The organism is Amycolatopsis sp. NPDC000009 (assembly GCF_055563465.1).
This window is the reverse complement of sequence record NZ_JBVHDI010000001.1, coordinates 995488-1021666: the sequence shown is the minus strand read 5'-3', so window position 1 is coordinate 1021666 and position 26179 is coordinate 995488. Positions and strand designations below refer to the sequence as shown.

The window sequence follows — 26179 nt, the reverse complement described above, 5'->3', positions numbered from 1 at the left end:
CGGTGCCAAGGAGAACGAGGGAAACCGCAGGCCGAGGGATGTTCCCCGAAGTTTGAGGCAGCCGAGACCATCACGCCTCGGCTCGTCATGATCGACCGCTGCGAAAGGGCGTAAGTGGCAGCCGCAAGAACCGCAACCCGAAGCGGGACGAAGACAGCGACCGCAGCCGGCGAGCCGGCCGACGAGGCAGCCACCGACGCGGCGAAGCCCGCGGCGCGCAAGACCGCCGCCAAGGCGGCCGGCGCGAAGAAGGCCCCGGCGAAGAAGGCTCCGGCCAAGAAACCCACCACCAAGGGCGCCAAGACCGAAGACGGCGATCCGGAAGACGGTCCGGTAGAGCTCGACGAAGCCGACCTCGAAACCCCGGACCTGTCGGACCTCGAAGAGGTCGAGGTGGACGTCGTCGACGCTTCCGTCACCGAGGAGACGGAAGAGGACGCGGAATCCGAGGAGGACGTCGAAGAGACGCCCGCCCGCGGGCGCCGCACGTCGACCGACAAGAACGCCGGAAAGACCTCCGACAACCCGGACTTCGTCTGGGACGAGGAAGAGTCCGAGGCGCTGCGCCAGGCCCGCAAGGACGCCGAGCTCACCGCTTCGGCCGACTCGGTCCGCGCGTACCTCAAGCAGATCGGCAAGGTCGCCCTGCTGAACGCCGAGGAGGAGGTGGAGCTCGCCAAGCGCATCGAGGCCGGGCTCTACGCCGCCGAGCGCGTCCGCAACGCCGAGGAGGAGGGCGAGAAGCTCGTCACCCAGATGCGGCGCGACCTCAAGTGGATCGTGCGCGACGGTGAGCGGGCGAAGAACCACCTCCTGGAGGCGAACCTCCGGCTCGTGGTCTCGCTGGCCAAGCGCTACACCGGCCGTGGCATGGCGTTCCTGGACCTGATCCAGGAGGGCAACCTCGGCCTGATCCGCGCGGTGGAGAAGTTCGACTACACCAAGGGCTACAAGTTCTCCACGTACGCCACCTGGTGGATCCGTCAGGCAATCACCCGCGCGATGGCCGACCAGGCCCGCACCATCCGTATCCCGGTGCACATGGTCGAGGTCATCAACAAGCTCGGCCGTATACAGCGTGAACTGCTGCAGGACCTCGGCCGCGAGCCCACCCCCGAAGAGCTCGCGAAGGAAATGGACATCTCCCCGGAGAAGGTCCTCGAGATCCAGCAGTACGCCCGCGAGCCGATCTCGCTCGACCAGACCATCGGCGACGAGGGCGACTCGCAGCTCGGTGACTTCATCGAGGACTCCGAGGCCGTCGTCGCGGTCGACGCGGTGTCGTTCACGCTGCTGCAGGACCAGCTCCAGTCGGTGCTGCAGACGTTGTCCGAACGCGAAGCGGGTGTGGTGCGGCTGCGGTTCGGCCTCACCGACGGCCAGCCGCGCACGCTCGACGAGATCGGCCAGGTGTACGGGGTGACCCGTGAGCGCATCCGGCAGATCGAGTCGAAAACGATGTCGAAGCTGCGTCACCCGTCGCGTTCGCAGGTCCTGCGCGACTACCTGGACTGAGCCCAGGGTTCACGGAAGACCCCGTCACCGTTCCGGTGGCGGGGTTTTTCGCGTCCGGTGTCGAATCGCGGCCCGCCCGTTCGACGCGTGGGTATGACGAAACCTCACGCCACCAAGAACCTCGACCGCTACGGATCCGCGGAACTCCCCTGGAGCCGCGCGCGGGACGTCCTCGCCGAGGACACCCCGACCGCCGACCTGACCTTCTTCGTGACGACCGCGCGTCCCGACGGGCGCCCGCATTCGGCGGGCGTCGGCGCCGTCTGGGTGGACGACGTCCTGTACTTCAAAGGCGGGCCGGACACCCGCCGGTCCCGCAACCTGGCCGCGAACCCGGCGTGCGCCGTTTCGGTGCGGCTGCGGGGAATCGACCTCACGCTGGAGGGCGAGGCGCACCGGGTCACCGACCCGGCGACGCTGGAACGCGTGGCCTCGGTCTACCGGACGGGTGGCTGGCCCGCGTCGGTGGAGGGCGACGCGCTCACGGCGCCCTTCAGCGCGCCCAGCGCGGGACCGCCGCCCTGGTATCTGTACCGCCTCACCCTGCGCCGCGCGATCGGCGTGGCGAGCGCCGAACCTCATGGCGCCACCCGCTGGGACTTCACCCCCTGACCTCGCCGGCCCGCCCGCTCCTTCAGCACGGCTGTCCTCGAGGTCGATGTCCCCAATGTGGCATTGGGGACATCGCCTCCAGCGATGCGGTTCCTTGCGTGTGCAACTACCGCATCGAGAGGACGAAACGCGGGGCTTCAGGCGCGGCCGGTCAGGGTGGTCCACGGGACGTGCACGGTCACCCGTTCCCGCAGCTGCTCGTTCATCAGCCACAGTTCCCCTGTCGCCGGCCAGTACGACAGGTTCTGCGAGTTCACCGGCGCCCGGCCACTCAGCCGCGACGTCGAGGTGCCGCCGACACCGCCGTGCAGGCACGACGGATGGTCGCCCGCGACCCCGGCGTACTCGGGGCACACACCGGTCAGCACGAAATACCCGTTGCGCGCCACCGCTCCCTGCATGCCCCACACCGGTGACACGAAGCCTTCCTTCGCGTGCACGGTCCCGTCGGCCGACACCTTCGGCAGCCCGGTCGCGCGGTCGAACGGCCACCGCAGCACCCGCCCGCCCGCCGCGTTCGGGATGTGCTCCGCGGTCACGATCGAGCCGTCACTGTGGTCGAACGACATCGTCGCGAGACACGGCCGCGTCCCGGGCGCGTTGGTGCAGGCGCCGCCGCCCGGGTACCAGTACGCGCCGACCTGCGGCATCGCGTAGTCGTAGAAAGCCGCGTGGTACTTGCCGTCCGGGCCCTTGCCGACGACGCCGGAGCTGTCGTCGACCTTCCAGAAGTGCGTGGTGTCGAAGACCCGCACCACTCCCCCGGTGGTCGCGACGAACAGCCGGTTCCCGATCCAGGTCATGCCGTGCCCGTGTCCCTGCACGACGGCGAAGTTGTCGTCCGACGTCGGCTCGACGAGCAGCACGTGCCGGTACCCCAGCCCGGTGACGTCCACAAAGGACAGACGGACCATGGTGTCACCGCGGGTGTGCCAGGACGTCGCCACCACCCGCTTGCCGCCGACCTTCCCGGTCGCCGCGTCCGCGTCGCCGGAACCGGTCAGTCCCTGCGGGATCCAGTCGTTGGTCCGGTCGTCGTTCGCGTCCTCCCAGCAGAATCCGGCCGGTTTCAGCGCCGTCGCGAGATACGTGGCGTGGCACAACGGCCGCGCCTTCCGGTTCGCCGACGACAGGATCTCCGGCAACCCGCGAGCCGGGAGGTGCTTCTCCAGCGCGGCGATCCGGGCGCCGTAGGTGCCGAAGGTCGAACCGGACGTCCAGCGGAAGCCGTCCACCGTGGCCGCGTCCATCTTCGGGAAGGCGGCCGCGGCCGAAGCGACCCCGGGGATGAGCCCGAACACCAGCAGCAGCGCGGCGAGAAGTCCCAGCCTCTTCATACCCGCGAGCCTCCCGGTCGCGCGCATACTTTCGATACAAATCGCTTCAGGTCACCGAAAGTCCGCGCTCGGCCAGGGATTCCGCGATTCGCAGCCGTTCGATCTCCCGGTCGAAACCCTCCGGCAGGGTGTCCAGCCGGTGGCCGACCTCGACCTCCCGGCAGGCTTGGACGAGCAGCGCGTCGTACGCCTGCCTGGTGCCGTACCGGCGGACGGCGGAGGCTCCGGGCGGGAGTTCCGCCAGCAGGCGGTGCACCCGGCGCAGATCGGCGGCGAGTTTCTCGATGGGCGGGCCCGCCGGGATCTCGGGTTCACGGCGACGGCGCCACCGGCGCACCACCGCGGGGACCTTCAGCGCGCACCAGAAAAGCACCGAAGGCGCCACGGCGACAACGGCGTACAGCGTGACAGGCCCGATGGCCATGACTCATGGTAATCCCCCGCGGAGCACCGGAGAACCCGCGAATCCGGGCTATATTCGCGACTGTGCTGACCGAGAGCTACCGCTACCCGGACACCGGCGACCACGTCACCGGCGCGTTCATCCGACGGCACGAACCCTACGACGGCTACTGGACGGCCAGCGAGGACCGCGCGCTCACCAAGGTCGCCGAAGAGCTCACCGCGATCCTCAGCCCGCGCGAAGAGGTCAAGGCGCTCGACGCCGGGTGCGGAGAAGGGCGCCTTCTCCCCTGGCTCGCGCGGTTCTCCGCCGACGTCACCGCCGCGGACCCCGACCCGGACAGGCTGGCCAAGGCGCGGGAAACCACCGTCGAGGACACCGATTTCTCCTTCGCCGTCTCGCCGATCACCGAACTGGACGGCGGCCCGTACGACCTCGTGCTGTGCAGTCACGTCCTCCAGCACGTGCCGACGCCGGACGTCGGGCCGATCCTGCGCCGGCTGGCCGGGATCACCGCGCCCGGCGGTGCCCTGGTGCTGGCCTACAGCCGGTCACCGATCGGGCGGGGCGCGTTCAGCCTCGACAGTGTCGAAGAGGGCGCCGAAGTCCGCTCTCGCCGTGTTTCGCGTGCGGAGTTCGACCAGGCCCTGCACGAGGGCGGCCCGGCGCTCCCGGTGCGCTATCTCGATCCCGAGGAGGTCGCCGCCGACGCGGCCGAAGCGGGCTGGCGCACCGAGTGGGAGTGGACGTACCACGTGCTCGACGATCTCGGCCCGGCCGACGAGCACATCGACCGCGACGAACTGGTCAACGCCTCCGGCCCCCTGCGCCGCCATCTCGGCCGGGACCTGATCACCCTGCTGCGCCGCGGATGACCGCGCTGCTCCTCACCTTCGCGTGGGCGGTCCCGCTGCCGGAGCGGGAGGCCGGGAAGGTGCTGGACGGCGGCCGGGACCGCGGGCTGCTGGCCCACCTCGACGGGAAACTCGGCGAGGAGTGGACGGCGGCGGAGAATTTCCTGGCCAGTTACACGCAACCGCCGCGGAGGCGGGTGCTGCGCAAACGCAGGCTTTCCATCCGCGCCGGCGCGGTCGGCCTGCCGTGCGAACTCGTGGTCACCTGGCATCCCGGCTATCACGCGATGACGCTGGTCCTCGCCACCACGATCACCGGTGCGGCGGAGGGTCCCGCCGCCGAGTTCGACCTCGCCATCGCCGTCCTGCAGAGCCTTCAGGGCCGTGAGACGGCGAACGGGGAGAACGGGCTGCACGGCGGCTACGGCGAAAAGACGTTCCCCTCGCTCCTCAAGGCCGTCACCCACGTCTTCGAGGACCTGACCAAAGGCTGCGGCCTCACCGAGGGGCTCAGCCGCAAGGGCTGGTGCGTCGAACTGCGGTCCCACGACGGGCATCCGCCCGCCCAGCGGGTCGCCGCCGATCCCCGGCCGTACTACGGGCTGGCGACCAGCGACGAGGGCTGGCGGTTCGTACCCCGCGAGGTCGCGCGGGACGCGCTCGGCCCGGCGTGGGGCACGCGCTCGTTCGTCGCCGCCTACCCGATGGCGGGCGGGATCGTCTGCCTCAACAGCAAGGACTCCGACTACGTCGAGCACCAGGACGAGCTGATGCGCGGCCCGTTCGGCGCCGCCGAACCGTACTTCGGCATCGACAGCGAGATCGGCGGGCTCGACCACGGGATGCTCTTCATCCTCGAACGCGTCCTGATCCGGATGGCGCTCGCCGACCAGTGGCTGGGGTCGATGAAGAAGTCCGGCAGCCGCACCCGGCTGCTGCGCGGCTCGCTCGACGACATTCTCGAGATGCTGCATTCGGTGCTGCCGCCCGAGGTGGATTCGCTGGAGCGCCGCCTGGTCACCAGCATGGGCGTGGAGCGGATCATCGCCCAGCTCGACCGTCAGGCCGAGGCGATGGACGAGGAGACCCGGTACGCCTACGAGAACACGGTGAGCGCGCGGGTCACGCGGCTCACCGTGGTCACCGTCGTCCTGACGGTCGTCACCATCGTCCTCGGCGTCCTGCAGGTGGTGGTCTCACTCTGACCGGCGGCGCTGTTTGCGGGCGCGTTCGGCGAACAGCACCCCAACGCCCGCGGCCACCATCAGCGCGCTCACCACCACGTGCATCCCCGGCGGGAGCAGGTGGAGCTGCACGAACCAGCTCGGGTTCGTACTCCCCAGCAACCGGTTGATCAGCCCGCCCCCGCCCTGCACCAGCAGGAGGATTCCCAGTAGTTCGATCACCGTCGTGCCCCTTCCTCGACCTTCTCGTCCTTGGGTGAGAGCTCCTGCCACAGCGGCCCGGTGGCGAACCAGATGGCGGTCACGACCCCCAGCCGCGGCAGCCACCCCCACAACGGGTCGACCTGCTCGGTGTCGCCGACCATGAGGATCAACAGGAGCAGCACCCCGGCGGCCAGCCCGCAGGCCAGCACGCATTTGAACCAGTCACGCCATTCGGCGCGCACTTTCTCCCGGCCCCTCGGCTTGGGCGGCGGTGGCGGCCCGCCCGCGAACCGGTGGGCGAACCGGACGTCGGCCCACTTGATCATCGAATGCCCGAACACGACGCTGAAGCCCAGGTACACCGCGGCGAGTCCGTGCACGAAGTTCGCCGTGGCGCCGTTGCGCAGGTCGACGACGGTCGCGACCAGCACGACGAGGTCGATCACCGGGGTCAGGAGCAGCAGCACGGCACTGGTCCGCTTCAGTTTCAGCGGATAGCGGGCCACGAGACCGGCGACGATGGCGACCCAGAAACCGATCTCCCCGCCGGCGATCACGGCCGCCATCGGGTTTTCCGCGATGAAGTCCCAGATCTTGTCCACGATCCGAGTCTGGCTCGCGAGCCGGAGCGGGCGCGTCGGCGAACGGCACGAGATCATCGTCATCAGTTCGTAGGACCCCGCGGCGCAGGGCGGTGTGCTGGGATGGAACGGTGCCCACGTTCGTCCCCCGCCTGAACCATCTCGCCGAATGGAAACAGGACCTCGTCATCGCCTTCGGCACCTGGGTCCTCGGCGTGCTGGTCTACCTCAGCGGGATGCACGTGCTGCTCGGCGGCAAGGACGACACACCGCTGTGGATCCGCCTGACCGAACTGACCGTGTTGTGCCTCCTGCAGTTGCTGCGCCGCAAAGTCCCTTGGGGACTGCTGTGCGGGCTCGTCGTCCTCGGTGTGGACATCGCGTCCGGTCCTTCGCTGCCGATCTTCGTCATCTTCACCGACTTCCTCTACGCGACGACGCTGTACGGCTCGAGGCGCGTCAGCAGGGTGATGATCGGCGGCGCCGCGATCGGCACGCTCGCCGCGGTCTGCCTCGCGCTCCTCTTCGCCGCGCAGTGGCGGACGGCGATCCTCATCGCGTTCGCCTTCCTGCCGTTCCTGGTCACCCCGGTGTGGTGGGCGGCCAACGTCCGCCAGCAGCGGGACATCGCCGACAACGAGCGGGCGAACGCGGTCCAGCTGGCCACGATCGGCGAACTGGACCGGAAGGCCGCCGTGGCGGGGGAACGGTCGAAGATGGCGCGGGATCTGCACGACGTCATCGCCGGGCATCTCTCGGCGATCGCGATCCAGTCCGAAGCCGCGTTGTCGATGGCCACCGCCGACCCGAAGCTGTCCAGGAAGGTCCTGGAATCGGTGCGGGAGAACAGTGTCAGCGCGCTGGAGGAGATGCGCGCGATGATCGGGCTGCTGCGCGCGGACACCGAGATCGAGCCGACCGCGCCTGCCCGGCTGGCCGAACTGTCCAAACTGGTCGAATCGGCGCGGGCGAGCGGGCTGGCGGTCGAGCTCGGTTCCGTACCGGACCCGGCGTCCCCGCTGCCCGCCGCGGTCGACCTGACCGCGTACCGGATCGCGCAGGAGGCGCTGACCAACGCGATGAAACACGCACCCGGCGGGCGGGCCGTCCTCGACATCCGTTCGGGCGGCGGCATACTCACCGTCGAGGTGCGTAACGATCTTCAGCCGGGGCGCCCCGGCGACGGCGGGACCGGCCTCGGCCTGCTGAACATGCGGGAACGCGCCGCCGCGGTGGGCGGCACCTTCGCCGCCGGGCCCTCCGGCGGCGGCTGGCTGGTCCGCGCCGAACTGCCTCTGGAGGGGTCTTGAGCGACGGGAACATCAAGGTGCTGGTCGCCGACGATCACGGCGCCATCCGTGCCGGGTTGATGATGATCCTCGGCAACGCCGAGGGCATCGAGGTGGTCGGCGAGGCGGCGGACGGCGCCACCGCCGTCCGCCAGGCGAAGGCGCTGAAACCGGACGTCGTGCTGATGGACGTCCGCATGCCCGGCGTCGACGGCATCGCGGCCACGCGGGAGCTGACCGCGGAGGGGCTGTGCGAGGTCCTCGTGCTGACGACCTTCGATCTCGACGAGTACGTCCACGCCGCGCTGCGGGCGGGCGCGGCCGGGTTCCTGCTGAAGTCGGTCGAGGCGCCGAGGCTGATCGAGGCGGTGAAGCTGGTCGCGGCGGGCGAAGGAGTGCTCGCCCCGCAGGTCACGCGGAAGCTGATCGCCGCCTTCGCCGCCGGGACCCGCGAGCCTTCGCCGGCTCCCGACGGGCTCGACGACCTGACCGAACGCGAGCGCGAAGTGCTGGCGTGCCTGGGCGGCGGCCTGTCCAACGCGCAGATCGGGACCCGGCTGCACATCGGCGAGACCACGGTGAAGACACATGTCTCCCGGGTGCTGACGAAGCTGGAGTTGCGGTCGCGGGTGCAGGCGGCGATCCTCGCGCAGGAGAACGGCGTCGTGCTGGAGGGATGAGTTCCCACCGATCTGCGAGGCGGACGGCGATCTTCTAGCGTGACCCTTCATGCGGCGAACTCTGGACGTGGACGAGGTCCTGAAACGGCAGGATTCGGGTGAGCTCAAACGCCGCCTGCACGGGCGCGATCTCATCGGGTTCGGGGTCGGCATCATCATCGGCACCGGGATCTTCACCCTCGCCGGGGTCGAGGCGAAGACCCACGCGGGCCCGTCGGTCACGTTGTCGTTCGTGCTCGGCGCCGTCGTGGCCGGGATGGCCGCCCTCTGCTACGCCGAACTCGCCTCCAGCGTGCCGACGGCGGGAAGCGCCTACACCTACGCCTTCGCCACCCTCGGCGAGACCTTCGCCTGGATCATCGGCTGGGATCTGCTGCTCGAGTTCGCCCTCGGCGCCGCCGTCGTGTCCCGCGGCTGGTCCGGCTATCTCGCGAATCTGATGGGGCTCTCGCCCGAGTGGTTCGGCGAAGACGCGAAGGTGAACATCGGCGCGGTCGCGATCATCGCCGTGCTGACCGTGATCGCCGTCCTCGGGATCAAGGAGTCGGCGCGGGTGACGAATCTGCTCGTACTGGTCAAGGTCGCGGTCTGCGTGCTGATCCTCGCGGTCGGCGTGTTCTACGTCCGCGGGGAGAACCTCACCCCGTTCATCCCGCCCGCCCAGCCGCCGACGGAAACAGCCGGGACCCTGCACCAGCCGATCGTGCAAGCCGCGCTCGGGCTCGAACAGTCCGTCTACGGGATCGCCGGGATGGTGACGGCCGCCGCCGTCGTTTTCTTCGCCTACACCGGTTTCGAGGCGCTCGCCAACCTCGGCGAGGAGACCGTGAACCCGAAACGCGATCTGCGCGTCGGCATCCTCGGCGCGCTCGGCGTGTGCGCGCTGCTCTACATCGGGGTGTCCCTGGTGCTGACCGGGATGGTGCCGTTCACCGAGATCGACGCGGGCGCCCCGCTCGCCGACGCCTTCGACCGCGTCGGGCAGCACTGGGTGGGCGCGCTCATCTCGCTCGGCGCGGTCACCGGGCTGACGTCGGTGATGATGGTGGAACTGGTGACGATCGGCCGGATCGGGTTCGCGATGGGCCGCGACGGCCTGCTGCCGAAGAAGTTCGGCACGGCACACCCGCGCTGGGGCACCCCGCACCGGATGACCATCGCCGGCGCGGTGCTGATCGCGGCGCTGGCCGCGTTCGTGCCGATCTCCGAACTCGCCGACATGGTCAGCATCGGCGCGCTGTCGGCGATGATCATCGTCGCGGTGGCGGTCCCGGTGCTGCGGAAACGCCGTCCGGACCTGGAACGCCCGTTCACCGTGCCGTTCTCGCCCTACCTGCCGATCGTCGCGGCGCTGGCGTGTCTCTACCTGATGCTGAACCTGGACCTGATGACCTGGCTGCGCTTCGCCGCGTGGCTGCTGCTCGGCCTGCTGATCTATCTCTTCTACGGGCGCAAGCATTCCCGGTTCGCGAAGGACGGGCTCAGCTCCACAGACCGGCCGTCGTGATCGCGGCGACGGCGGCCTCGGCGTCGCCGTCGTCCACCACGACCAGCATCCGCTTGAGCGCCGCGGCCACCCATTCCACCGGCTGGTCGTGCAATCCGTTGTCCCCCAAGGAGGGATAACCGTCCATGATGGACACCAGGGTTCCTTCGGCACCGATCCGCATCCCGGCCGCCAGCACGTGGTGCGCGGTGGCCGGGCGCCAGCGGGACGACCACAGCGGCGGGATCCCCGTGTCGAGGTAGTCGAGCAGCGCCCGCGCCGGGGTGTCGTGCGCGCCGAATTCGCCCGCGTCGACCTCCGCGATCAACGCGACCCGCGGCAGCTGCCACAGCGCGGCCAGGAGCATGAACAACGAGTGCGGTGCCCAGTTCCCGCTGGCGGACACGGCGGCGAGCCGTCCGCCCGACAGCGCCCCGATCGCCCTGGCCAGTCCTTCGGTCGTGGTACCGGACAGCGCCGCGACCTCGTCCTGGCCCGCGACGTCGAACCCCGCCGCGCGCAGGGCGGCCAGCGCCGTGAACGGCCCGGCGAGCCCGTCCTTCTGCGGGAGCTCGGCGCGCGCGACGGCGACGAGGTGCTCGCCACCGGGCAGCCAGCGCCGCCCCGAAAGGCCCGTCCGGTCGCCGTCGATTCCGGAGGACATCAGTCTTCGAACGTCCACGATCGCATGATGAACGGCCCGTCGTTCGAGGCGCCGGCCGACGTGTAGGTCGCCAGCGCGGCCTCGTTGTCCGTTTCGACCCCGACCCACATCCCCCGGCAACCACGCTCCCGAGCGATCCCGGCCAAAGCGTCGACCAGGTCGCGGCCGATCCCGCGTCGCTGGTAGTCCGGGCTGACGTCGAGTTCGTTGAGGAACATCTCGGTGCCCTTGTCCGGATGCGTCACCTCGGTGCCGGTGATCATCCCCGCCGGTTCGCCGTCCTCGTAGGCGATCAGGAGATGGTTCTCCCGGCCCGCCAGGAACTTTTCGGACGCCTCCCGCTGCGCGGGTCCGTCGAACAGGTGCTGAGCGGCGACGACCTCCTCGACGGTGACTGCCCGCCGGATCTCGGCCACGTGTCCTCCCGGTGCTCGCAGCGCCACAGACTGGTCAGTATCCCGCTCAGAGGGGCGCCGAGTCATCACGTTTCCCCGGAGAGCGCAGCGCCACCCCGGCGACGACGGCGACGGTGCCGATCGCCTCGGGCAGGGTCGGGATCTGCCGCAGCCACAGAAAGCCGATCAGCCCCGCCGTGACCGGCAGCAACGCGAGCAGCAGCGCGAACCGCGCTCGGCCGGCCTTGCGGAGGACCACTTGGTCGAGCGCGTACGGCACGACGGTCGAGAGCACCCCCACCCCGATGCCGAGCAGGAGCAAACGTGGCGAACCCCACACCGCGCCGGTGCCGAGCGCCAGCGGCGACAGCACCACCGTGCCCACGGCGAACCCGACGGCCAGCCCGTCGATCCCGTTGCCGCCGTCCGCGACCCGCTTCCCGAGCAGGATGTACCCGGCCCAGGCGGCCGCCGCGCCGAGCGCGAACAGCACGCCGAGCAGGCTTCCTTCGAGCCGGACGTCGGCGATGGCGACCACCCCGGCGGCCACCAGCAGCAGCGCGAAGACGTCCCGGCGCGTGCGCGAACCGAACGCGGCCACCACCACGGGCCCGGCGAACTCGAGGGCGACCGCGGTGCCCAGCGGCAGCCGCGCGATCGCCTCGTAGAAGAGCACGTTCATCCCGGCGGTGACGATGCCGAAGGTGCCCGCGAGCAGGAACGCCCGCCCGGTCCACGCCGCGCGGGGTGGCCTGCGCCACGCGAGGAGGACCACCGCCGCCCCGAGGCAGCGGAGCCAGGCCACCCCCGCGGGGGAGGCGACCGAAAAGAGACCTACGGCGATGGCCGCACCGGCGTACATCGAAATTCCGCTGAGAACGAACAAGACCGGCGACGGCACGCTCGGAAGACGGTTCCGGACGACTGCGATTCCCACCCCCGCATGGTGCCTGACGTGGGAAAAGACGGTTCGGCGGGGAGTCTTCTCCCACGTTGCGTGATTACGCTACGGCATCCGAGGTAATTACCAGTGACAAATGAGACACCCGCACGGGAACACTTGCGGGTCGCCAAACGTCTGGAAGAGTGGAAGCACGAACACGGCGGGGCCGGGAACGAACGTTGCCGGCATCAGTGCCGAAGTGGTCGTAGCTGGATCGATGGCACCGGGCCACCGGTGCCGGGACGGAGGGAGACTCCAATGACTTCACCGACGCTCACCCGCCCCGAACTGACCGCTGCCGACCGATGCGACCGGTGTGGAGCTGCAGCCCAGGTTCGAGCCATTCTCAGCACCGGTGGCGAGTTGCTCTTCTGTGGTCACCACGCCCGCGCACACGAGACGAAGCTCAAGGAAATGTCCGCGGACATTCAGCGGTAGCCCACCAGTCCACGACCACCCGGCGGCCGGCCGCTCCTTCTGGGAGCGCGCCGGCCGCCCTGTTTTTCGCGCCCGCGGCCGCCCAGGTTCGACCCGTGTCCCCAATGTGGCATTGGGAACACTGAGCGTCTCCAACGCCACATTGGGAACACTCGGCCCCCAGTGTCGAGCCCGAAGGCCCCTTGAGGGCACCGCGGCAGGCCTGGAACCTCACCTGAGGCCAGTTCCCGTCTTCCAAAAACATACAGACAGCATGTATGTTACTTCCATGACGACCAGCGACCTGCTCGGCGAGGTGCACGAGGCGGACCTCGGCGGCGCCCGTATCCGCTACCGCGACCGCGGCGAGGGCCCTCCCGTGGTCTTCGTCCACGGGCTGCTGACCAACGGCCTGCTCTGGCGCAAGGTGGCTCCCGCGGTCGCCGACGCCGGCTACCGCTGCCTCACCCCGGACTGGCCGCTGGGCTCGCACGAGATCCCGGTCCCGAACGCCGACCTGAGCCCGCCCGGGGTCGCCGCGCTCATCGCGCGGTTCCTCGAAGTGCTCGACCTGACCGACGTCACCGTGGTCGCGAACGACACCGGCGGCGCGCTCACGCAACTGCTCATGACCACGAACCCGGAGCGGGTGGGCCGGGTCGTGCTGACCCCGTCGGACTCCTACGAGCGCTTCCTGCCGCCGATGTTCGCGGGGCTGAGCACGCTGGCCCGGATCCCCGGCGGCGTCCGGCTGATGGTCCAGGCGCTGCGCTGGCGGTGGCTCCTGGAGAAGACGGACTTCCTCTGGCTGACCAAACATCCGGTCCCGGACCACATCCTCGACGCGTATCTGCTGCCCAGCCGCCGGAGCGCGGAGATCCGCGACGATCTGCGCCGGTTCACGGCGAGCGTCGACAACCGGTACACGCTGACCGCCGCCGAGCGGCTGCCCGCGTTCACCGAACCCGTGCTGCTGGCCTGGGCGACCGAAGACCGGCACTTCCCGCTGTGGCTGGGCCGCAAACTCGCCGGGGTCCTGCCGAACGCCGAACTGAAGACGATCGAGGACTCCTACGCCTTCGTGCCGGAGGACCAGCCGGAGCGGCTGAGCGGCATGATGGTGGAATTCCTGCGTGCCCACGCCACGACGTAGCCAGACCGAACGATCGCATTCGACGCAGGCCGCGTTGATCACGGCGGCGCGGACCCTGTTCGCCGAACAGGGTTACGCCGCCGTGCCCGCCGACGAGATCGTCCGGGCGGCGGGCGTCACCCGTGGCGCGCTGTACCACCACTTCGGGGACAAACAGGGCCTGTTCCGTGCCGTGATCGAGCAGATCGAAACGGAGATCACCGAGGAACTGAAGACCGTCCTGCGCGCCACGGACGATCCGTGGGCCGGGGCGCTCGGCGTGCTGAACAGGTTCCTGGACCTGTGCCTGCGGCCCGAGGTGGTGCGGATCGCGCTCACCGACGCCGTCGCCGTGCTCGGCTGGCAGGAATGGCGCGAGCTGGAGGCCCGGTACGGACTGGGCCTGATCACGGAGATCCTGGAGAACGCGGCGGCGGACGGGCTGCTGATCGAGGCGCCCATCCCGGAGCTGGCGCAACTGGCGCTGAGCTCCTGTGCTGAGGCCGCGCTCATGATCGCCCACGCCGAAGACCCCGCCGCGGCGAAGGAGAGGTCCCTCGCCGCCCTGGTAGCCCTGCTGTCCGGCCTCGTGAAAGAACGCACTTAAGTCCTCTGGATGCGGTAGTTGCACACGCAAGGACCGCATCCAGAGGACTAAACGCGAACTAGACGGTGTCCAATATCATTTCAAACGCCGCCTCGGCCGCACCCAGCAGCTTCACGTCCGCCCCGAGCGCGGAGCTCACGATCTGCGTCCCGCCCACGGCCCGGCTGACCAGGCTCCGCCGCCGGACCTCGGCCGCCACCGACTTCACGACCGAATCGGGCAGCACGGTGAGCAGGTCGCCCAGCACGACCAGCTGCGGGCCGAGCAGGTTGACCACGTTCACCAGGCCGAGCGTCAGCCATTCCGCGAACTCCGACAGCCGCTCCTCGGCCGCGTGCGGATCCCGGCCCAGTTCGCGCAGTTCGAACAGGATCGCCCCGCGCGGGGTGTCCTCGGGCAGGTCGAGCGCGCGGCACAGCGCCGCCTCGCCGACCTCGGTCTCCCAGCAGCCGCTGGACCCGCAGTAGCAGGGACGGCCGCCGGGCCGGATCGCCATGTGCCCGATCTCGCCGACGTACCCGGAGCCGCCGCGCAGCGCCGAACCGTCCGCGATGATCCCTCCCCCGACCCCGACGTCGGCGGAGACGTACACGGCGTCGGAAGAGCCCCGCGCGGCACCGCGCAGGTGTTCGGCGATGGCCCCGAGTTCGGCGTCGTTGCCGACCAGGATGGGAATACGCAGCACACCGCCGAGCCGTTCCCCCAGCGCCACATCGGTCCAGCGCAGGTTGGGCGCCTCGTGGACGTACCCGTCTGCCCGGCGGACGACGCCGGGCACGGACACCCCCGCGGCGATCGGCTGCACACCGAGGTCGCCTGCCAGCACGGTGGTCGACTCGATCACGTGCGTGATCACCTCGTCGGCCTCCCGCGTCCGGCCGTGGAGGTTCCAGCTGTTGCGCCCGAGGATCTGGCCACCGAACCCGACCAGCGCGATCGCCACGTGTTCGACCTGGAGGTCTACCGCGAGCACCACCGCCGCGTGCGGCTGCGGCAGGACCAGGAGCGAGGGGCGGCCCGCCCCTCGTCCCGGCCTCGGGACCCGCTCCTCGACGACCCCCGCTTCCGCGAGGCCGTCGACGAGGGTCTTGATGGTGCTGCGGTTGAGCCCCAGCTCGGTGGCGAGGGTCGCCCTGGTGCTCGGGCCGCTGACGTGCAGCAACCGGAGCAAGGTCGTGCGGTTGTGCCTGCGCACCTCGTCTGGTCGTGCAACGGGTGTGCTGGTCACGGACTTCATCATTCCATGCGGACTCAGCGCGGCGACGCAGCCGCGCGGCGACGGGACAACGCGTCCACCGTCGCGGCGAGAAGCAGCACCAGACCGGTGACGATGTTGACCACCGCCGCCGACTGCTTCAGCAGGCCCAGCGCGTTCTCGACGACCGCGAGCACGAGGCCACCGATCACCGCGTCGACGACCCGGCCCTTGCCGCCGAACAGCGACGTACCACCGATGACGGCGGCGCCGACCGCGAACAGCAGCGTGTTGAGGCCACCGGCCTGCGGGTCGACCGAACCGACCTTCGACGAGTAGACGATCGCGCCGACCGCCGCCACCGCCGAGCAGATGACGAACACCGAGGCCCGGATCTTCTCGACGTTGATACCGGCGCGGCGGGCCGCCTCGCGGTTGCCGCCGACGGCGTAGATGTGGCGGCCGTACTGGGTGCGGTTGAGCACGTAGGTGCCGAGCACCAGCAGGCCGAGCACGATCGGCACGACGTACGGGACACCGGAGATGACGATGTTCGGGTTCGGCGCGCGGTTCAGCGTCAGCAGATAGGTCGCGATCGCGGCGACCACGGCGATGGCGCCGACCTTGAACAGCACCATCGGCGTCGGCTGGGTGACCAGACCGCGTTTGAGCCGCGAGAAGTGCTGGCCGAGGGTCACCGCGGCGAAGCCGCCGGCGGCGATCAGGAAGAGGACCCAGCTGCCCACAGTGGACAGATTGCCGTTGGCGACCTTGAACAGCACGTCCGACGTGCTGATGCCGAGCGTGCCGCCCTCACCGATGAACTGGAGGATGACCCCTTGCCAGGCGAGGAAGAGCGCCAGCGTCACCACGAACGAGGGCATCCCGATCTTGGAGACGAGGAATCCGGTGAGGACACCGATCGCGCCGCCGACGCTGATCGCGAGCAGCATCTCGATCCACGGGTTGGCCGCGGTTCCCGAGAGCACGAGCGCGATGGCGAGCACGGCGAACCCGACGCCCGCCCAGATCCGCAGGACCACACCGAGCAGCGCGGCGATCGCGAGCACCACGAGGAACGCGATGAACACGCCGTTCCCCATGCCGCCCAGCAGGTTTCCGTTGCGCACGTAGTGCATCGCCAGCACCGCGGCGGTGACCCCGGACGCGGTGCCCGCGGACAGGTCGATCTCGCCGAGGAGAAGCACGAACACGATGCCCATCGCGATGATCGCCTTGCCGGCGCCCTGTGCCATCAGGTTCGCGATGTTGTTCATCGTCAGGAAGGTGTCCGACAGCGAGGCGAACACGATCACCAGCACGAGCAGGCCGAGCAGCGCCGGGAGCGAACCCAGCTGTCCCGCCTTGAGCCGGGAGAAGTAGTCGCCGACGGCCTCGCGCGTCGACATCGATGTCGTGTCGATGCCGAAGTCCGTGATGGCCGCCGACGGGTTGAGCGCGGCGGCCGCCGACTTGCCCCCCTCCGGCGAGGCGGGCTTTGCAGGTGTCTCAGTCATTTCCGGTTCTTTCTCGCCTCGGATCAGAGGACGGCGGCTTCGGGGCGGGCAAGGCCGAGGTCGCCGGAGCGACCGGCGGTGATCAGTTCCACGACCTGGCCGTGGGTGACGTCCTTGGTGTGCACCTCGGCGACGAGACGGCCGAGGTAGAGCACCGCGATACGGTCGGCGACCTCGAAGACGTCGGCCATGTTGTGGCTGATCAGCACCACGCCGAGGCCCTGTTCGGCGAGGCGGCGGACCAGGTCGAGCACCTGACGGGTCTGCGCGACACCGAGCGCGGCGGTCGGCTCGTCGAGGAGGACGACCTTCGAGTCCCACAGCACGGATTTGGCGATCGCGACGGTCTGCCGCTGCCCGCCCGACAGGGCCGAAACGGGCGTACGGACCGATTTCACGGTGCGGACCGACAGCGACGCGAGCGTCTCGCGGGCGGCCTTCTCCATGCTGGCCTCGTCGAGCAGCCATTTGCTGCCGCGTTCCCGGCCGAGGAACATGTTCTGCACGATGTCGAGGTTCTCGGCCAGCGCGAGGTCCTGGTAGACGACCTCGATCCCCAGATCCGCGGCGTCGCGCGGGCCGTGGATGTTCACCTGCTTGCCCTGGAACGTCACCGTTCCCGAGTCGTAGCCGTGGATCCCGGCGATCGACTTGACCAAAGTGGACTTGCCGGCACCGTTGTCGCCGACCAGCGCGGTGACCTCGCCGGCGCGCACGTTGAAGTCCACGTCGTGGAGGACGTGGACCGGCCCGAAGCTCTTGTTCAGCTGCTTCAGTTCGAGGATGGGTTCACTCATGGGGGTTCTCCCGGCTGGGTACCGGGCCGGCGCGCTCCGTCGGGGGAACGCACCGGCCCGGTCGTCTGGATTAACGGGTCAGGAGATACCGAGCTGCGTGCACACGGCGGCCAGGTCGCCGCCGCAGATCTCGGCGGCCTTGACGTAGCCCTGCGTCACGACCTCCTTGACACCGTCCTTGGTGGTCATCTTCGGCTCGAGGAGCACGGACTTGACCTCGCGGTTGCCCTTCGGGTCCTGTGCCTTGCCGGTGGCCAGCGCGTCGGCGCCCGCCTTGTCGCCCTTGGCCAGCAGGACGGCGAGCTTCGCCGCGGCTTCGGCTTCTTCCTTGATCGGCTTGAAAACCGTCATGTACTGGTCGCCGCGCAGGATGGCCATGAGGCCGTCCGCGGTGGCGTCCTGGCCGGTGACCGGGACCTTGCCGTTGAGGCCGTTCTTCTTCAGCACGGTGATGACCGCGCCGGCGAGACCGTCGTTCGCGGCGACGACACCGTCGACCCTGCCACCGTTGCCGGTCAGGATCTGCTCGAACATCTGACCGCCCTTCTGGTTGTCCCAGTTGTCGATGGCCTGTTCCTGCACGAGCTTCAGGTCGCCGCTGGCGAACTTCGGCTGCAGGACGGACTTCTGGCCGTTGGCGAACAGCGTCGCGTTGTTGTCGGTCGGGGCACCCTCGATCATGACGACCTCGGCGCCCTTCTTGTCCTTCAGCGCGTCGGCGAGACCCTGGCCCTGCAGCTGGCCGACCTTCTCGTTGTCGAACGAGACGTAGTAGTCGGAGCTGCCGCCGAGGTTCAGGCGGTCGTAGTCGATCGTCGGGATGCCCGCGGCCTGCGCCTTGCGGGCGACCGCCGCGCCGACCTCGCCGTTGATGGCGGCGATGATCAGGACCTTGACGTTCTGCGCGATCATGCCGTCGGCCAGCGTGGTGAACTTCTGGACGTCGCCCTGGGCGTTCTGGACGTCGGCGTCGAAGCCCGCGTCCTTGAGCGCCTTGGTCAGGAACGGCTTGTCGAAGGACTCCCAGCGCGCCGAGGTGGCGGTCTCCGGCAGGATGACGCCGACCTTGCCACCGGCGGCGGCACCGCCGGGGGCGGGGGCGGACTGCGAGGAGTTGCCGCTGCCCGAATCGGCGGTGTTGGCGCCACAGGCGGAGAGCACCAGGCCGGCGCCCACCGTCGCGGCGAGGAGGGTAAGGGTTCTGCTGCGCATCCTCGTTCCTTCCGGATCTTGCTCGCGGGCGGCGATCCTCGAGGACCGGTCGCACCATCGCGCATATGTTGTGGGCGACAACATATGCCGCCGAACGGGTCTCACGGAAGACGGCTGAATCGATTAAGCCTCGCCGGATGGACACGGTTTGGCAACGTGGCCGTAGCAAGGCGTACGAAGTCTAGGTGCGCTGACGGTGTGACCGCCACCACTCACTCAGCGTGATCGGCGCAGTTGGTCGCGGTGTGGGGACCGGGGATTCGGTGGAGATCATCGGCAGGCGAGGGCCGACATGTCCGACGAGGAAGCGAGTTCACCCTGAGTGAGAGGTGTGTGGATATAGAGACGTTGAACGTCCCTATATCCACACAGTCCGCCCCTTCCGGAACGCTCGCACCAGAACCGTGTGGATTTTGGGACATCTGACGCCCCGAAATCCACACAGTCCGTGTCCTGGGCTGGGAGGCCCACTTGAGGGACTTGTTCTGCTTGCCCACTCCTGCGGGTCGAGCCTGAGGGGTCCGGGGCGTTGAACCTCCTGGCTCCTCAACGCTGGGAATCGTTGATGAAGGATTTGGGACAGTGAACGTCCCAAATCCTTCATCGACAACGCTCGCCCCCACCCCTATCCGCGTGAAGGCGCGGGGCGATCACCAGGAACGCAGGGTGACGATCCGCTCTTCGAGTTGCTCCACCGAAGCCATCGCGGTCGGCGGTCCGCCGCAGACCCGGCGCAGCTCGTTGTGGATCGCGCCGTGCGGCTTCTTCGTCCGGTGGTGGTGCACGCCGACCAGGGCGTTCAGCTCCTTGCGCAGGCTGCCGAGCCGCTCGCTGACCGACTGCGGCCGCGCGACCGGCGCCGCCTCCTCGGCCTTGGGCTTGCGCCGCTTCTCGTCGGAGAGCTGCTCCTCCTGCCGCTTCCGCAGCAGGGCGCGGACCTGGTCCGGTTCGAGCAGCCCCGGCAGGCCGAGATACTCCTGCTCCTCGTCGGAGCCGGAGAACACCGCGGTGCCGAAGGAGTTGCCGTCGTAGATGACCTGGTCGAGCTCGGCGGAGGCGCCCAGCGAGGTGAACGCCTTCTCCTCCTCGCCCGGCTCGTCCTCGGTGCGGTTGGCCTGGGCCAGGAGCTCGTCGTCCCAGCCCTCCTTCTCGCGGTGCGGCTTGCCGAGGACGTGATCGCGCTGAGCCTCCAGCTCGCTGGCCAGCTCCAGCAGCACCGGCACGCTCGGCAGGAAGACCGAAGCCGTCTCGCCGGGTTTGCGCGAACGCACGTACCGGCCGATGGCCTGCGCGAAGAACAGCGGGGTCGACGCGCTCGTGGCGTAGACGCCGACCGCCAGCCGCGGCACGTCGACGCCTTCGGACACCATCCGGACCGCGACCAGCCAGCGGTCGGTCGAATCGGAGAACTCCTTGATCCGCCCGGACGCCTTGGGGTCGTCGGAGAGGACGACCGTCGGGTTCTGGCCGGAGATGCGCTGCAGGATCTTGGCGTAGGCGCGCGCGGAGTCCTGGTCGGTGGCGATCACCAGACCGCCCGCGTCCGGGATGCCGTTGGCGCGCAGCTGCGCGAGACGCGTGTCCGCGGCCTGCAGCACCGACGGGATCCACTCGCCCGCCGGGTCGAGCGCCGTACGCCAGGCGCGCGCGTTCTGCTCGGCCGTCAACGGCTCGCCGAGCCGCGCGGTGAACTCCTCCCCCGCGCTCGTGCGCCAGGAGGCCTCACCGGAGTAGGCGAGGAAGACGACCGGCCGGACCACGCCGTCGGCGAGCGCGTCGGCGTAACCGTAGGAATGGTCGGCCCTGCTGCGCTGGAAACCCGAGCCGTCGGCCTCGTAGCTGACGAACGGGATCGGCGAGTCGTCGCTGCGGAACGGCGTCCCGGTCAGCGCTAGACGGCGGACGGCGGGGGTGAACGCCTCGCGGATCGCGTCGCCCCACGATTTCGCGTCACCGCCGTGGTGGATCTCGTCCAGGATCACCAGGGTCTTGCGGTTCTCGGTGCGCACGCGGTGCAGCGTCGGATGCGCGGCGACCTGCGCGTAGGTGACCGCGACCCCTTGGTAGTCACGCGAGGTGACCCCGGTGCCGTTGCGGAAGTTCGAGTCGATCGCGATACCGGCGGCCGCGGCCGAGGCGGCCCACTGGTGCTTCAGGTGCTCGGTCGGCGCGACGATGGTGATCCGCTCGACGGTCCGGTCGCTCAGCAGCTCGGCGGCGATCCGGAGACCGAACACCGTCTTGCCCGCGCCCGGCGTCGCCACGGCCAGGAAGTCCTGCGGTTTCTTCGTGAGGTACTTCGTCAGCGCTCGCCGCTGCCAGGCACGCAGCGGGCGGGCCGTGCTGTCCTTCGCCGCGGGAGGCGCGCCCAGCTCGCCTCGATCGCGTTCGACGGTTTCCGACATGCAGGTCCCCTCCTCCCTCACCCGAAACGCCTGGTCATCCACCCTGACACAAGCGAAAACCCTCACTTGGGTATCCGGCGGCGACGCCGGCGCCTGCGGTGAGGGCACTGGAGAAGAGCCTACCTCCCGCGCTCATGGAACGCCGGAAGCGCCACCCCCGTTGTCGGGTTACTCACCCGAAAACCCAGGGGTGGCGAGCCGAATGGCGCGGCATGGACCATGCTGGACACCGTCAAGGGCGCTCGGCGCCGGCGGAGGAGCTGCATGAGCGAGGAGAACGGCCGTCCGGATACGGCCGCCGAGGTCGCGAAGGGCCGCAGGGGTCCGTTGCGCCTGCTCAGCCGCACGCTCAGCAAGGCGTGGGACGGCAACATCTTCTCCGAGGCCGCCGAAGCCGCGTTCTGGCAGACGCTCTCCCTGCCGCCGCTGCTGCTGGGGCTCCTCGGTTGCCTCGGGTTCGTCGGCGACTGGTTCGGCCAGGAGGTCGTGACCGCGGTCCACGACCGGATCATCACCTTCAGCAAGACGATCTTCAGCGACAACGCCGTCCACGACATCATCGAGCCGACGGTCAACAGCATCCTGTTCGTCGGCAAGGGCGAGATCGTCTCCGTCGGCTTCCTGATCTCCCTGTGGGCGGGTTCGTCGGCGATGTCGTCGTTCGTCGACGCGATCACGGTGGCGCACGACCAGTACGGCGTCCGCAACGACGTGTGGCAGCGGATCTTCGCCCTGCTGCTGTACCTGGCCGGGCTGGTCATCCTGGTGGTCGGGCTGCCGCTGCTGGCGATCGGGCCGGACCTGCTCCCCCAGTTCTTCCCCACCGACTGGCGCGGCACGGTCTCCTACTGGGTCGGCACGCTGTACTACCCGGTGCTGGCCGTGATGATCGTGCTCGCGCTGACGACGCTGTACAAGCTCGCCCTGCCGCGCAGGCTGCCGTGGCACCGGGGGCTGCCGGGCGCGGTGCTCGCCATGGTCGTGTTCCTGCTCTCCAGTATCGGGCTGCGGATCTACCTGAACTGGATCACCAAGACCGGCTACACCTACGGCGCGCTCGCCGCGCCGATCGCGTTCCTGTTGCTGATGTTCTTCATCGGGCTCGCGGTGGTCGGCGGCGCGTACTTCAACAGCGCGATCCAGGAACTGTGGCCGGCCAAGGCGACGAAACGGCAGCGCCGGAAATGGCGGCGGCTGGAAATGGAACGCGCGAACGAACGGATCCGCGCCGAAGAGGGCCGCAAACTGTGGGAACGGACGACCGTGCCGCTTCGCCGCCCTCGCCAGAACGGCGATTCTCCCGATGGTGACGCCGAACACGTGCGGGAACAATCGGTGAACGAAGAAACGCAGAGCGAAGCCGATTCGGTGACCGAACGGCGAAATTGAGCCGCACCTCATCCCGAAGTCGTACTCCGATTCCACCCGTGGTGTGAATCCACTCCACCCCCTCCCGTGAAAAGCTCGCGGTGACCCGCCCGTCCCGAGCCGTTTCCTGGGGGATACCGCCATGTCCACGCTGGCCAGACTGAGCCTGCGCAACCGAAGTCTCATCGGGCTGCTCGCCCTGGTGGTGATCGGCTTCGGCGCCTTCGCCCTGCCGCAGCTGAAGCAGCAGCTGTTCCCGTCACTGCAGTTCCCGCAGGCGCAGATCATCACGCCGTACGCGGGCGCGTCGCCGGACGCGGTCGACCGGCAGGTCACCGAGCCGCTCGAAGGCGGGCTGCAGGGTCTGAAGGGGCTCGAAGAGCTGAGCTCGACGTCGTCGGAAGGACTGTCGCGGGTCACCGCGCAGTTCGAGTTCGGCACGGACATCGACGCGGCGGTCGGGCAGATCCAGCGCGTCGTCGACGGGCTGAAGACGCGGCTGCCGCAGAACAGCGAGCCGACGGTTTCGGCGGGCTCCACCGACGATCTCCCGGTCGTGCTGCTCGCCGCCGGGACCACCGGTGACCCGCAGGCGCTGGCGCCCGCGCTGACCGGGGAGGTCGCGCCGGAACTGCGGAAGATCGACGGTGTCCGTGAGGTCGAGGTGACCGGTGCGCGGCAGCCGCGGGTGACCATCGCGCTGGACTACGCGAAGCTGGCGGCCGCGGGGGTCGACCCGTCGTCGATCGCCACCACGCTGCAGACCGCCGGTGCCGCCGTCCCGGCCGGGACGCTGACCGAAGGCGGCAAGACGCTCACCGTCCAGGTCGGCGGCGGACCGACCACAGTGGACACGATCGAGAACCTTTACCTGACACCCGCTTCCCGGCCGGGCGCGCAGGCGGCCAAGCCGGTGAAGCTCGGTGATGTCGCGGACGTCCAGGCCGGCTTCGCGCCGCCGACGTCGATCACGCGCACCAACGGCAAGCCGAGCCTCGGCCTGTCGATCACCATGGTGGAGAACGGGAACGCGGTCGCGATCTCGGAATCGGTGCGGGACAGGCTGCCCGAGCTGTCGAAGAAGATCGGCGCCGAGATGAGCGTCGTGTTCGACCAGGGCACCCCGGTCAAGGACGCGATCAGCGGCCTGACCACCGAAGGCCTGCTGGGGCTGGCGTTCGCGGTCCTGGTGATCCTGCTGTTCCTGATGTCGGTGCGCTCGACGCTGGTGACGGCGGTGTCGATCCCGCTTTCGGTGGTCGTGGCGCTGCTGGCGTTGTGGACCGGCGATCTCTCGCTGAACCTGCTCACCCTCGGCGCGCTCACCATCGCCATCGGGCGGGTGGTCGACGACTCGATCGTGGTGCTGGAGAACATCAAACGACATCTGGCGTACGGCGAGGAGAAGCAGCGCGCGGTCCTCGACGGCGTGCGCGAGGTCGCGGGCGCCGTGACGTCGTCCACCCTCACCACGGTCGCGGTGTTCCTGCCGATCGCCTTCGTGGGCGGATTCGTCGGCGAGCTGTTCTCGCCGTTCGCGATCACGGTCACCGTGGCGCTGCTGGCGTCGCTCCTGGTGTCGCTGACGATCGTGCCGGTGCTGGCGTACTGGTTCCTCAAGCCGCCCAAGGCACCGGCGGACGAACGCGAGGCCGAGCTCACGCGCCAGGCCGCCGAGGACAAGGAACGCCGCGGGCTGCTGCAGCGCGGGTACGTCCCGGTGATCCGGTTCGCCACCCGGCGCCGCGTCACCGTCGTGCTGCTGGCGCTGATCATCTTCGGCGGCACGGTCGGGCTGGCCTCGCAGCTGAACACGAACTTCCTCGACCAGTCCGGCTCGACGACGCTGAGCCTTTCGCAGAAGCTGCCGCCCGGCACCAGTTCCGAGGCCAAGGAGAAGGCCGCCGGCGCGGTCGAGCAGGCGCTCGCCGCCGAACCCGCCGTCGAGACCTACCAGGTGAGCATCGGCGGGGGCAACTTCTTCGGCGGCGGCGGGACGGCCACCAGCATCCAGGTCACCGTCGCCAAGGACACCGACCTCGACGCGCTGTCGGAGCGGTTGCGGGGCAAGCTCGACAAGCCGGAACTCGGCGAGGTCAAGATCGGCGCGGAGGCGAGCGGGTTCAACTCGGACCAGATCTCGGTCACCGTCACCGCACCGGACGAGGGGGCCCTGAAGCCCGCCGCCGAGCAGGTCCGCCAGGCGCTCTCCGGCGTTCCGGATCTCACCGAGGTGACCAGTGACCTCGCGCAGGGTTCGCCGCGCGTGCAGGTCGAGGTCGACGCCGCGAAGGCCGCCGCGAGCGGGCTTTCGGCGACCACGATCGGCCAGATCGCGAACCAGGCCATCGCCGGCCGCACGGTGACCCAGCTGCCGGTCGACGGCAGGCGCACGGACATCGTGCTGCGCGCGGGCACGGCCCCGGTGTCGGTCGACGCGGTCAAGGCGCTGCCCATCCCGAGCGCGACCGGCGTGGTGCGGCTGGACTCCGTCGCCACCGTGTCCACAGTGGATGGACCGGCCGCGGTGCACCGCACCTCGGGCGAGCTGAGTACCACGGTCACCGCCAAGAACACCGGCGCCGACCTGGCCGCCACCACGAAGGCCATTCAGTCCAAGTTGGACGGCCTGACCTTCACCGGCGGCGCGGCGTACAAGCTCGGCGGCGTCAGCGAGGACCAGCAGGAGGCCTTCGGGAACCTGTTCCTCGCGCTCCTGGCCGCGATCGCGATCGTGTACCTGATCATGGTGGCGACGTTCCGCAGCCTGATCCAGCCACTGATCCTGCTGGTGTCGATCCCGTTCGCGGCGACCGGCGCGATCGGGCTGCTGCTGGCCACCGGGACCGCGCTGGGCCTGCCCGCGCTGATCGGGATGCTGATGCTCGTCGGCATCGTGGTGACCAACGCGATCGTGCTGATCGACCTGATCAACCAGTACCGGGCTTCGGGGATGAGCGTCGCCGACGCCGTCGTCGAAGGCGGCAGGCGACGGCTGCGGCCGATCCTGATGACCGCGGCGGCGACCATCTTCGCGCTGGTCCCGATGGCGCTCGGGCTGACCGGCCAGGGCGGGTTCATCGGGCAGCCGCTGGCGATCGTGGTGATCGGCGGGCTGGTCAGCTCGACCCTGCTGACGCTGATCCTGGTGCCGACGCTGTACACGATGGTCGAGACACGGAAAGAGCGTCGCCGCGCGAAGAAGGACGCCCGCCGGTCCTCGGCCCCGGCCACCGAGACGCTGACGCCGGAGCCGGCCGCGTAGACCTGGGGGTGGGGGAGGAAGGCGCGCCGGGGCCGGGTGGGGCCGCCCGGCGTGCCTTCCAGCACTTCGCATTTAGCCGACTAACTGCGACACACTCGGGACCAAGTACGTGAAGGG

Annotated in this window: 24 protein-coding genes; 12 read left to right on the top strand and 12 right to left on the bottom strand. The window is 69.5% G+C overall.

The window, feature by feature from the left end; translation table 11 throughout:
- Positions 1 to 114: 114 nt before the first annotated feature.
- Positions 115 to 1515 carry an RNA polymerase sigma factor gene (locus ACZ3HL_RS05120; protein WP_465412186.1) on the top strand — a complete coding sequence of 467 codons (1401 nt, stop codon included), beginning with the start codon at positions 115 to 117 and terminating at the stop codon, positions 1513 to 1515.
- A 93-nt stretch (positions 1516 to 1608) separates the two neighbouring features.
- A complete protein-coding gene (locus ACZ3HL_RS05115; RefSeq protein ID WP_465412185.1) occupies positions 1609 to 2127 on the top strand; it encodes a pyridoxamine 5'-phosphate oxidase family protein in 519 nt (172 codons plus the stop codon).
- Positions 2128 to 2264: 137 nt separating this feature from the next.
- On the opposite strand, the gene ACZ3HL_RS05110 is transcribed toward ACZ3HL_RS05115, so the two are convergent.
- Both ACZ3HL_RS05110 and ACZ3HL_RS05105 read right to left on the bottom strand, forming a co-directional pair.
- Positions 2265 to 3464: a hypothetical protein gene (locus tag ACZ3HL_RS05110; protein WP_465528879.1), complete on the bottom strand. Its 1200-nt coding sequence runs from the start codon at positions 3462 to 3464 to the stop codon at positions 2265 to 2267.
- 46 nt (positions 3465 to 3510) lie between these two features.
- The gene (locus ACZ3HL_RS05105) at positions 3511 to 3888 is read right to left on the bottom strand and encodes a hypothetical protein (RefSeq protein WP_465412183.1); all 378 of its coding nucleotides are present in this window, start codon (positions 3886 to 3888) and stop codon (positions 3511 to 3513) included.
- Between the two features lie 62 nt (positions 3889 to 3950).
- Between ACZ3HL_RS05105 and ACZ3HL_RS05100 the strand changes: the two genes are divergently transcribed.
- Together ACZ3HL_RS05100 and ACZ3HL_RS05095 are read left to right on the top strand one after the other, a co-directional pair.
- Positions 3951 to 4742 carry a class I SAM-dependent methyltransferase gene (locus tag ACZ3HL_RS05100; protein WP_465528877.1) on the top strand — a complete coding sequence of 264 codons (792 nt, stop codon included), beginning with the start codon at positions 3951 to 3953 and terminating at the stop codon, positions 4740 to 4742.
- Positions 4739 to 5926, top strand: coding sequence for a hypothetical protein (locus ACZ3HL_RS05095; protein ID WP_465528875.1), 1188 nt, complete (start codon positions 4739 to 4741; stop codon positions 5924 to 5926). The genes ACZ3HL_RS05100 and ACZ3HL_RS05095 overlap by 4 nt, the downstream gene beginning before the upstream one ends.
- On the opposite strand, the gene ACZ3HL_RS05090 is transcribed toward ACZ3HL_RS05095, so the two are convergent.
- Both ACZ3HL_RS05090 and ACZ3HL_RS05085 read right to left on the bottom strand, forming a co-directional pair.
- The gene (locus ACZ3HL_RS05090; protein WP_395881277.1) at positions 5918 to 6127 is read right to left on the bottom strand and encodes a hypothetical protein; all 210 of its coding nucleotides are present in this window, start codon (positions 6125 to 6127) and stop codon (positions 5918 to 5920) included. The two genes, ACZ3HL_RS05095 and ACZ3HL_RS05090, sit on opposite strands and share 9 nt — an antisense overlap.
- Complete coding sequence (locus tag ACZ3HL_RS05085) at positions 6124 to 6711, bottom strand: hypothetical protein (RefSeq protein ID WP_465412180.1); 588 nt, start codon at positions 6709 to 6711, stop codon at positions 6124 to 6126. The genes ACZ3HL_RS05090 and ACZ3HL_RS05085 overlap by 4 nt, the downstream gene beginning before the upstream one ends.
- 110 nt (positions 6712 to 6821) lie before the next feature.
- Between ACZ3HL_RS05085 and ACZ3HL_RS05080 the strand changes: the two genes are divergently transcribed.
- From ACZ3HL_RS05080 to ACZ3HL_RS05070, 3 genes are all read left to right on the top strand, one after another.
- Positions 6822 to 8000, top strand: a complete 1179-nt coding sequence (locus ACZ3HL_RS05080; RefSeq protein WP_465528873.1) for a sensor histidine kinase — start codon at positions 6822 to 6824, stop codon at positions 7998 to 8000.
- The gene (locus ACZ3HL_RS05075; protein WP_465528871.1) at positions 7997 to 8659 is read left to right on the top strand and encodes a response regulator; all 663 of its coding nucleotides are present in this window, start codon (positions 7997 to 7999) and stop codon (positions 8657 to 8659) included. The genes ACZ3HL_RS05080 and ACZ3HL_RS05075 overlap by 4 nt, the downstream gene beginning before the upstream one ends.
- Positions 8660 to 8726: 67 nt before the next feature.
- Positions 8727 to 10166, top strand: a complete 1440-nt coding sequence (locus ACZ3HL_RS05070) for an APC family permease (RefSeq protein ID WP_465412510.1) — start codon at positions 8727 to 8729, stop codon at positions 10164 to 10166.
- Here the strand turns inward: ACZ3HL_RS05070 and ACZ3HL_RS05065 are convergent.
- The 3 genes from ACZ3HL_RS05065 to ACZ3HL_RS05055 are packed head-to-tail and all read right to left on the bottom strand — an operon-like array spanning position 10141 to position 12066.
- Positions 10141 to 10809 carry a DUF6885 family protein gene (locus ACZ3HL_RS05065; protein WP_465529119.1) on the bottom strand — a complete coding sequence of 223 codons (669 nt, stop codon included), beginning with the start codon at positions 10807 to 10809 and terminating at the stop codon, positions 10141 to 10143. The two genes, ACZ3HL_RS05070 and ACZ3HL_RS05065, sit on opposite strands and share 26 nt — an antisense overlap.
- Positions 10809 to 11225: a GNAT family N-acetyltransferase gene (locus tag ACZ3HL_RS05060; RefSeq protein ID WP_465412177.1), complete on the bottom strand. Its 417-nt coding sequence runs from the start codon at positions 11223 to 11225 to the stop codon at positions 10809 to 10811. Before ACZ3HL_RS05060 ends, ACZ3HL_RS05065 begins: the two co-directional genes overlap by 1 nt.
- A 46-nt stretch (positions 11226 to 11271) precedes the next feature.
- Positions 11272 to 12066, bottom strand: coding sequence for an EamA family transporter (locus ACZ3HL_RS05055; protein ID WP_465529117.1), 795 nt, complete (start codon positions 12064 to 12066; stop codon positions 11272 to 11274).
- Positions 12067 to 12405: 339 nt separating this feature from the next.
- On the opposite strand from ACZ3HL_RS05055, the gene ACZ3HL_RS05050 reads away from it, so the two are divergent.
- From ACZ3HL_RS05050 to ACZ3HL_RS05040, 3 genes are all read left to right on the top strand, one after another.
- Positions 12406 to 12585, top strand: coding sequence for a DUF7455 domain-containing protein (locus tag ACZ3HL_RS05050; RefSeq protein ID WP_016332937.1), 180 nt, complete (start codon positions 12406 to 12408; stop codon positions 12583 to 12585).
- Between the two features lie 268 nt (positions 12586 to 12853).
- A complete protein-coding gene (locus ACZ3HL_RS05045; RefSeq protein WP_465528869.1) occupies positions 12854 to 13717 on the top strand; it encodes an alpha/beta fold hydrolase in 864 nt (287 codons plus the stop codon).
- Positions 13698 to 14303: a TetR/AcrR family transcriptional regulator gene (locus tag ACZ3HL_RS05040; protein ID WP_465528867.1), complete on the top strand. Its 606-nt coding sequence runs from the start codon at positions 13698 to 13700 to the stop codon at positions 14301 to 14303. Before ACZ3HL_RS05045 ends, ACZ3HL_RS05040 begins: the two co-directional genes overlap by 20 nt.
- Positions 14304 to 14361: 58 nt before the next feature.
- Here ACZ3HL_RS05040 and ACZ3HL_RS05035 read toward each other — a convergent pair whose 3' ends face one another.
- The 5 genes from ACZ3HL_RS05035 to ACZ3HL_RS05015 form a co-directional block, all read right to left on the bottom strand.
- A complete protein-coding gene (locus ACZ3HL_RS05035; protein WP_465412173.1) occupies positions 14362 to 15543 on the bottom strand; it encodes an ROK family protein in 1182 nt (393 codons plus the stop codon).
- An 11-nt stretch (positions 15544 to 15554) separates the two neighbouring features.
- On the bottom strand, positions 15555 to 17015 hold the full coding sequence (locus tag ACZ3HL_RS05030; protein WP_125675294.1) for a sugar ABC transporter permease: 1461 nt from the start codon (positions 17013 to 17015) through the stop codon (positions 15555 to 15557).
- Between the two features lie 23 nt (positions 17016 to 17038).
- Entirely contained in the window at positions 17039 to 17812 is a 774-nt protein-coding gene (locus tag ACZ3HL_RS05025; RefSeq protein ID WP_005164482.1) for an ATP-binding cassette domain-containing protein, read from the bottom strand.
- Between the two features lie 78 nt (positions 17813 to 17890).
- Positions 17891 to 19024, bottom strand: a complete 1134-nt coding sequence (locus ACZ3HL_RS05020) for a sugar ABC transporter substrate-binding protein (RefSeq protein ID WP_465412172.1) — start codon at positions 19022 to 19024, stop codon at positions 17891 to 17893.
- A 650-nt stretch (positions 19025 to 19674) separates the two neighbouring features.
- Positions 19675 to 21429, bottom strand: a complete 1755-nt coding sequence (locus ACZ3HL_RS05015; protein ID WP_465412171.1) for a DEAD/DEAH box helicase — start codon at positions 21427 to 21429, stop codon at positions 19675 to 19677.
- A 264-nt stretch (positions 21430 to 21693) separates the two neighbouring features.
- Between ACZ3HL_RS05015 and ACZ3HL_RS05010 the strand changes: the two genes are divergently transcribed.
- Both ACZ3HL_RS05010 and ACZ3HL_RS05005 read left to right on the top strand, forming a co-directional pair.
- Entirely contained in the window at positions 21694 to 22818 is a 1125-nt protein-coding gene (locus ACZ3HL_RS05010; RefSeq protein ID WP_465412170.1) for a YihY/virulence factor BrkB family protein, read from the top strand.
- A 121-nt stretch (positions 22819 to 22939) separates the two neighbouring features.
- On the top strand, positions 22940 to 26062 hold the full coding sequence (locus ACZ3HL_RS05005; protein WP_465528865.1) for an efflux RND transporter permease subunit: 3123 nt from the start codon (positions 22940 to 22942) through the stop codon (positions 26060 to 26062).
- Positions 26063 to 26179: the final 117 nt, after the last annotated feature.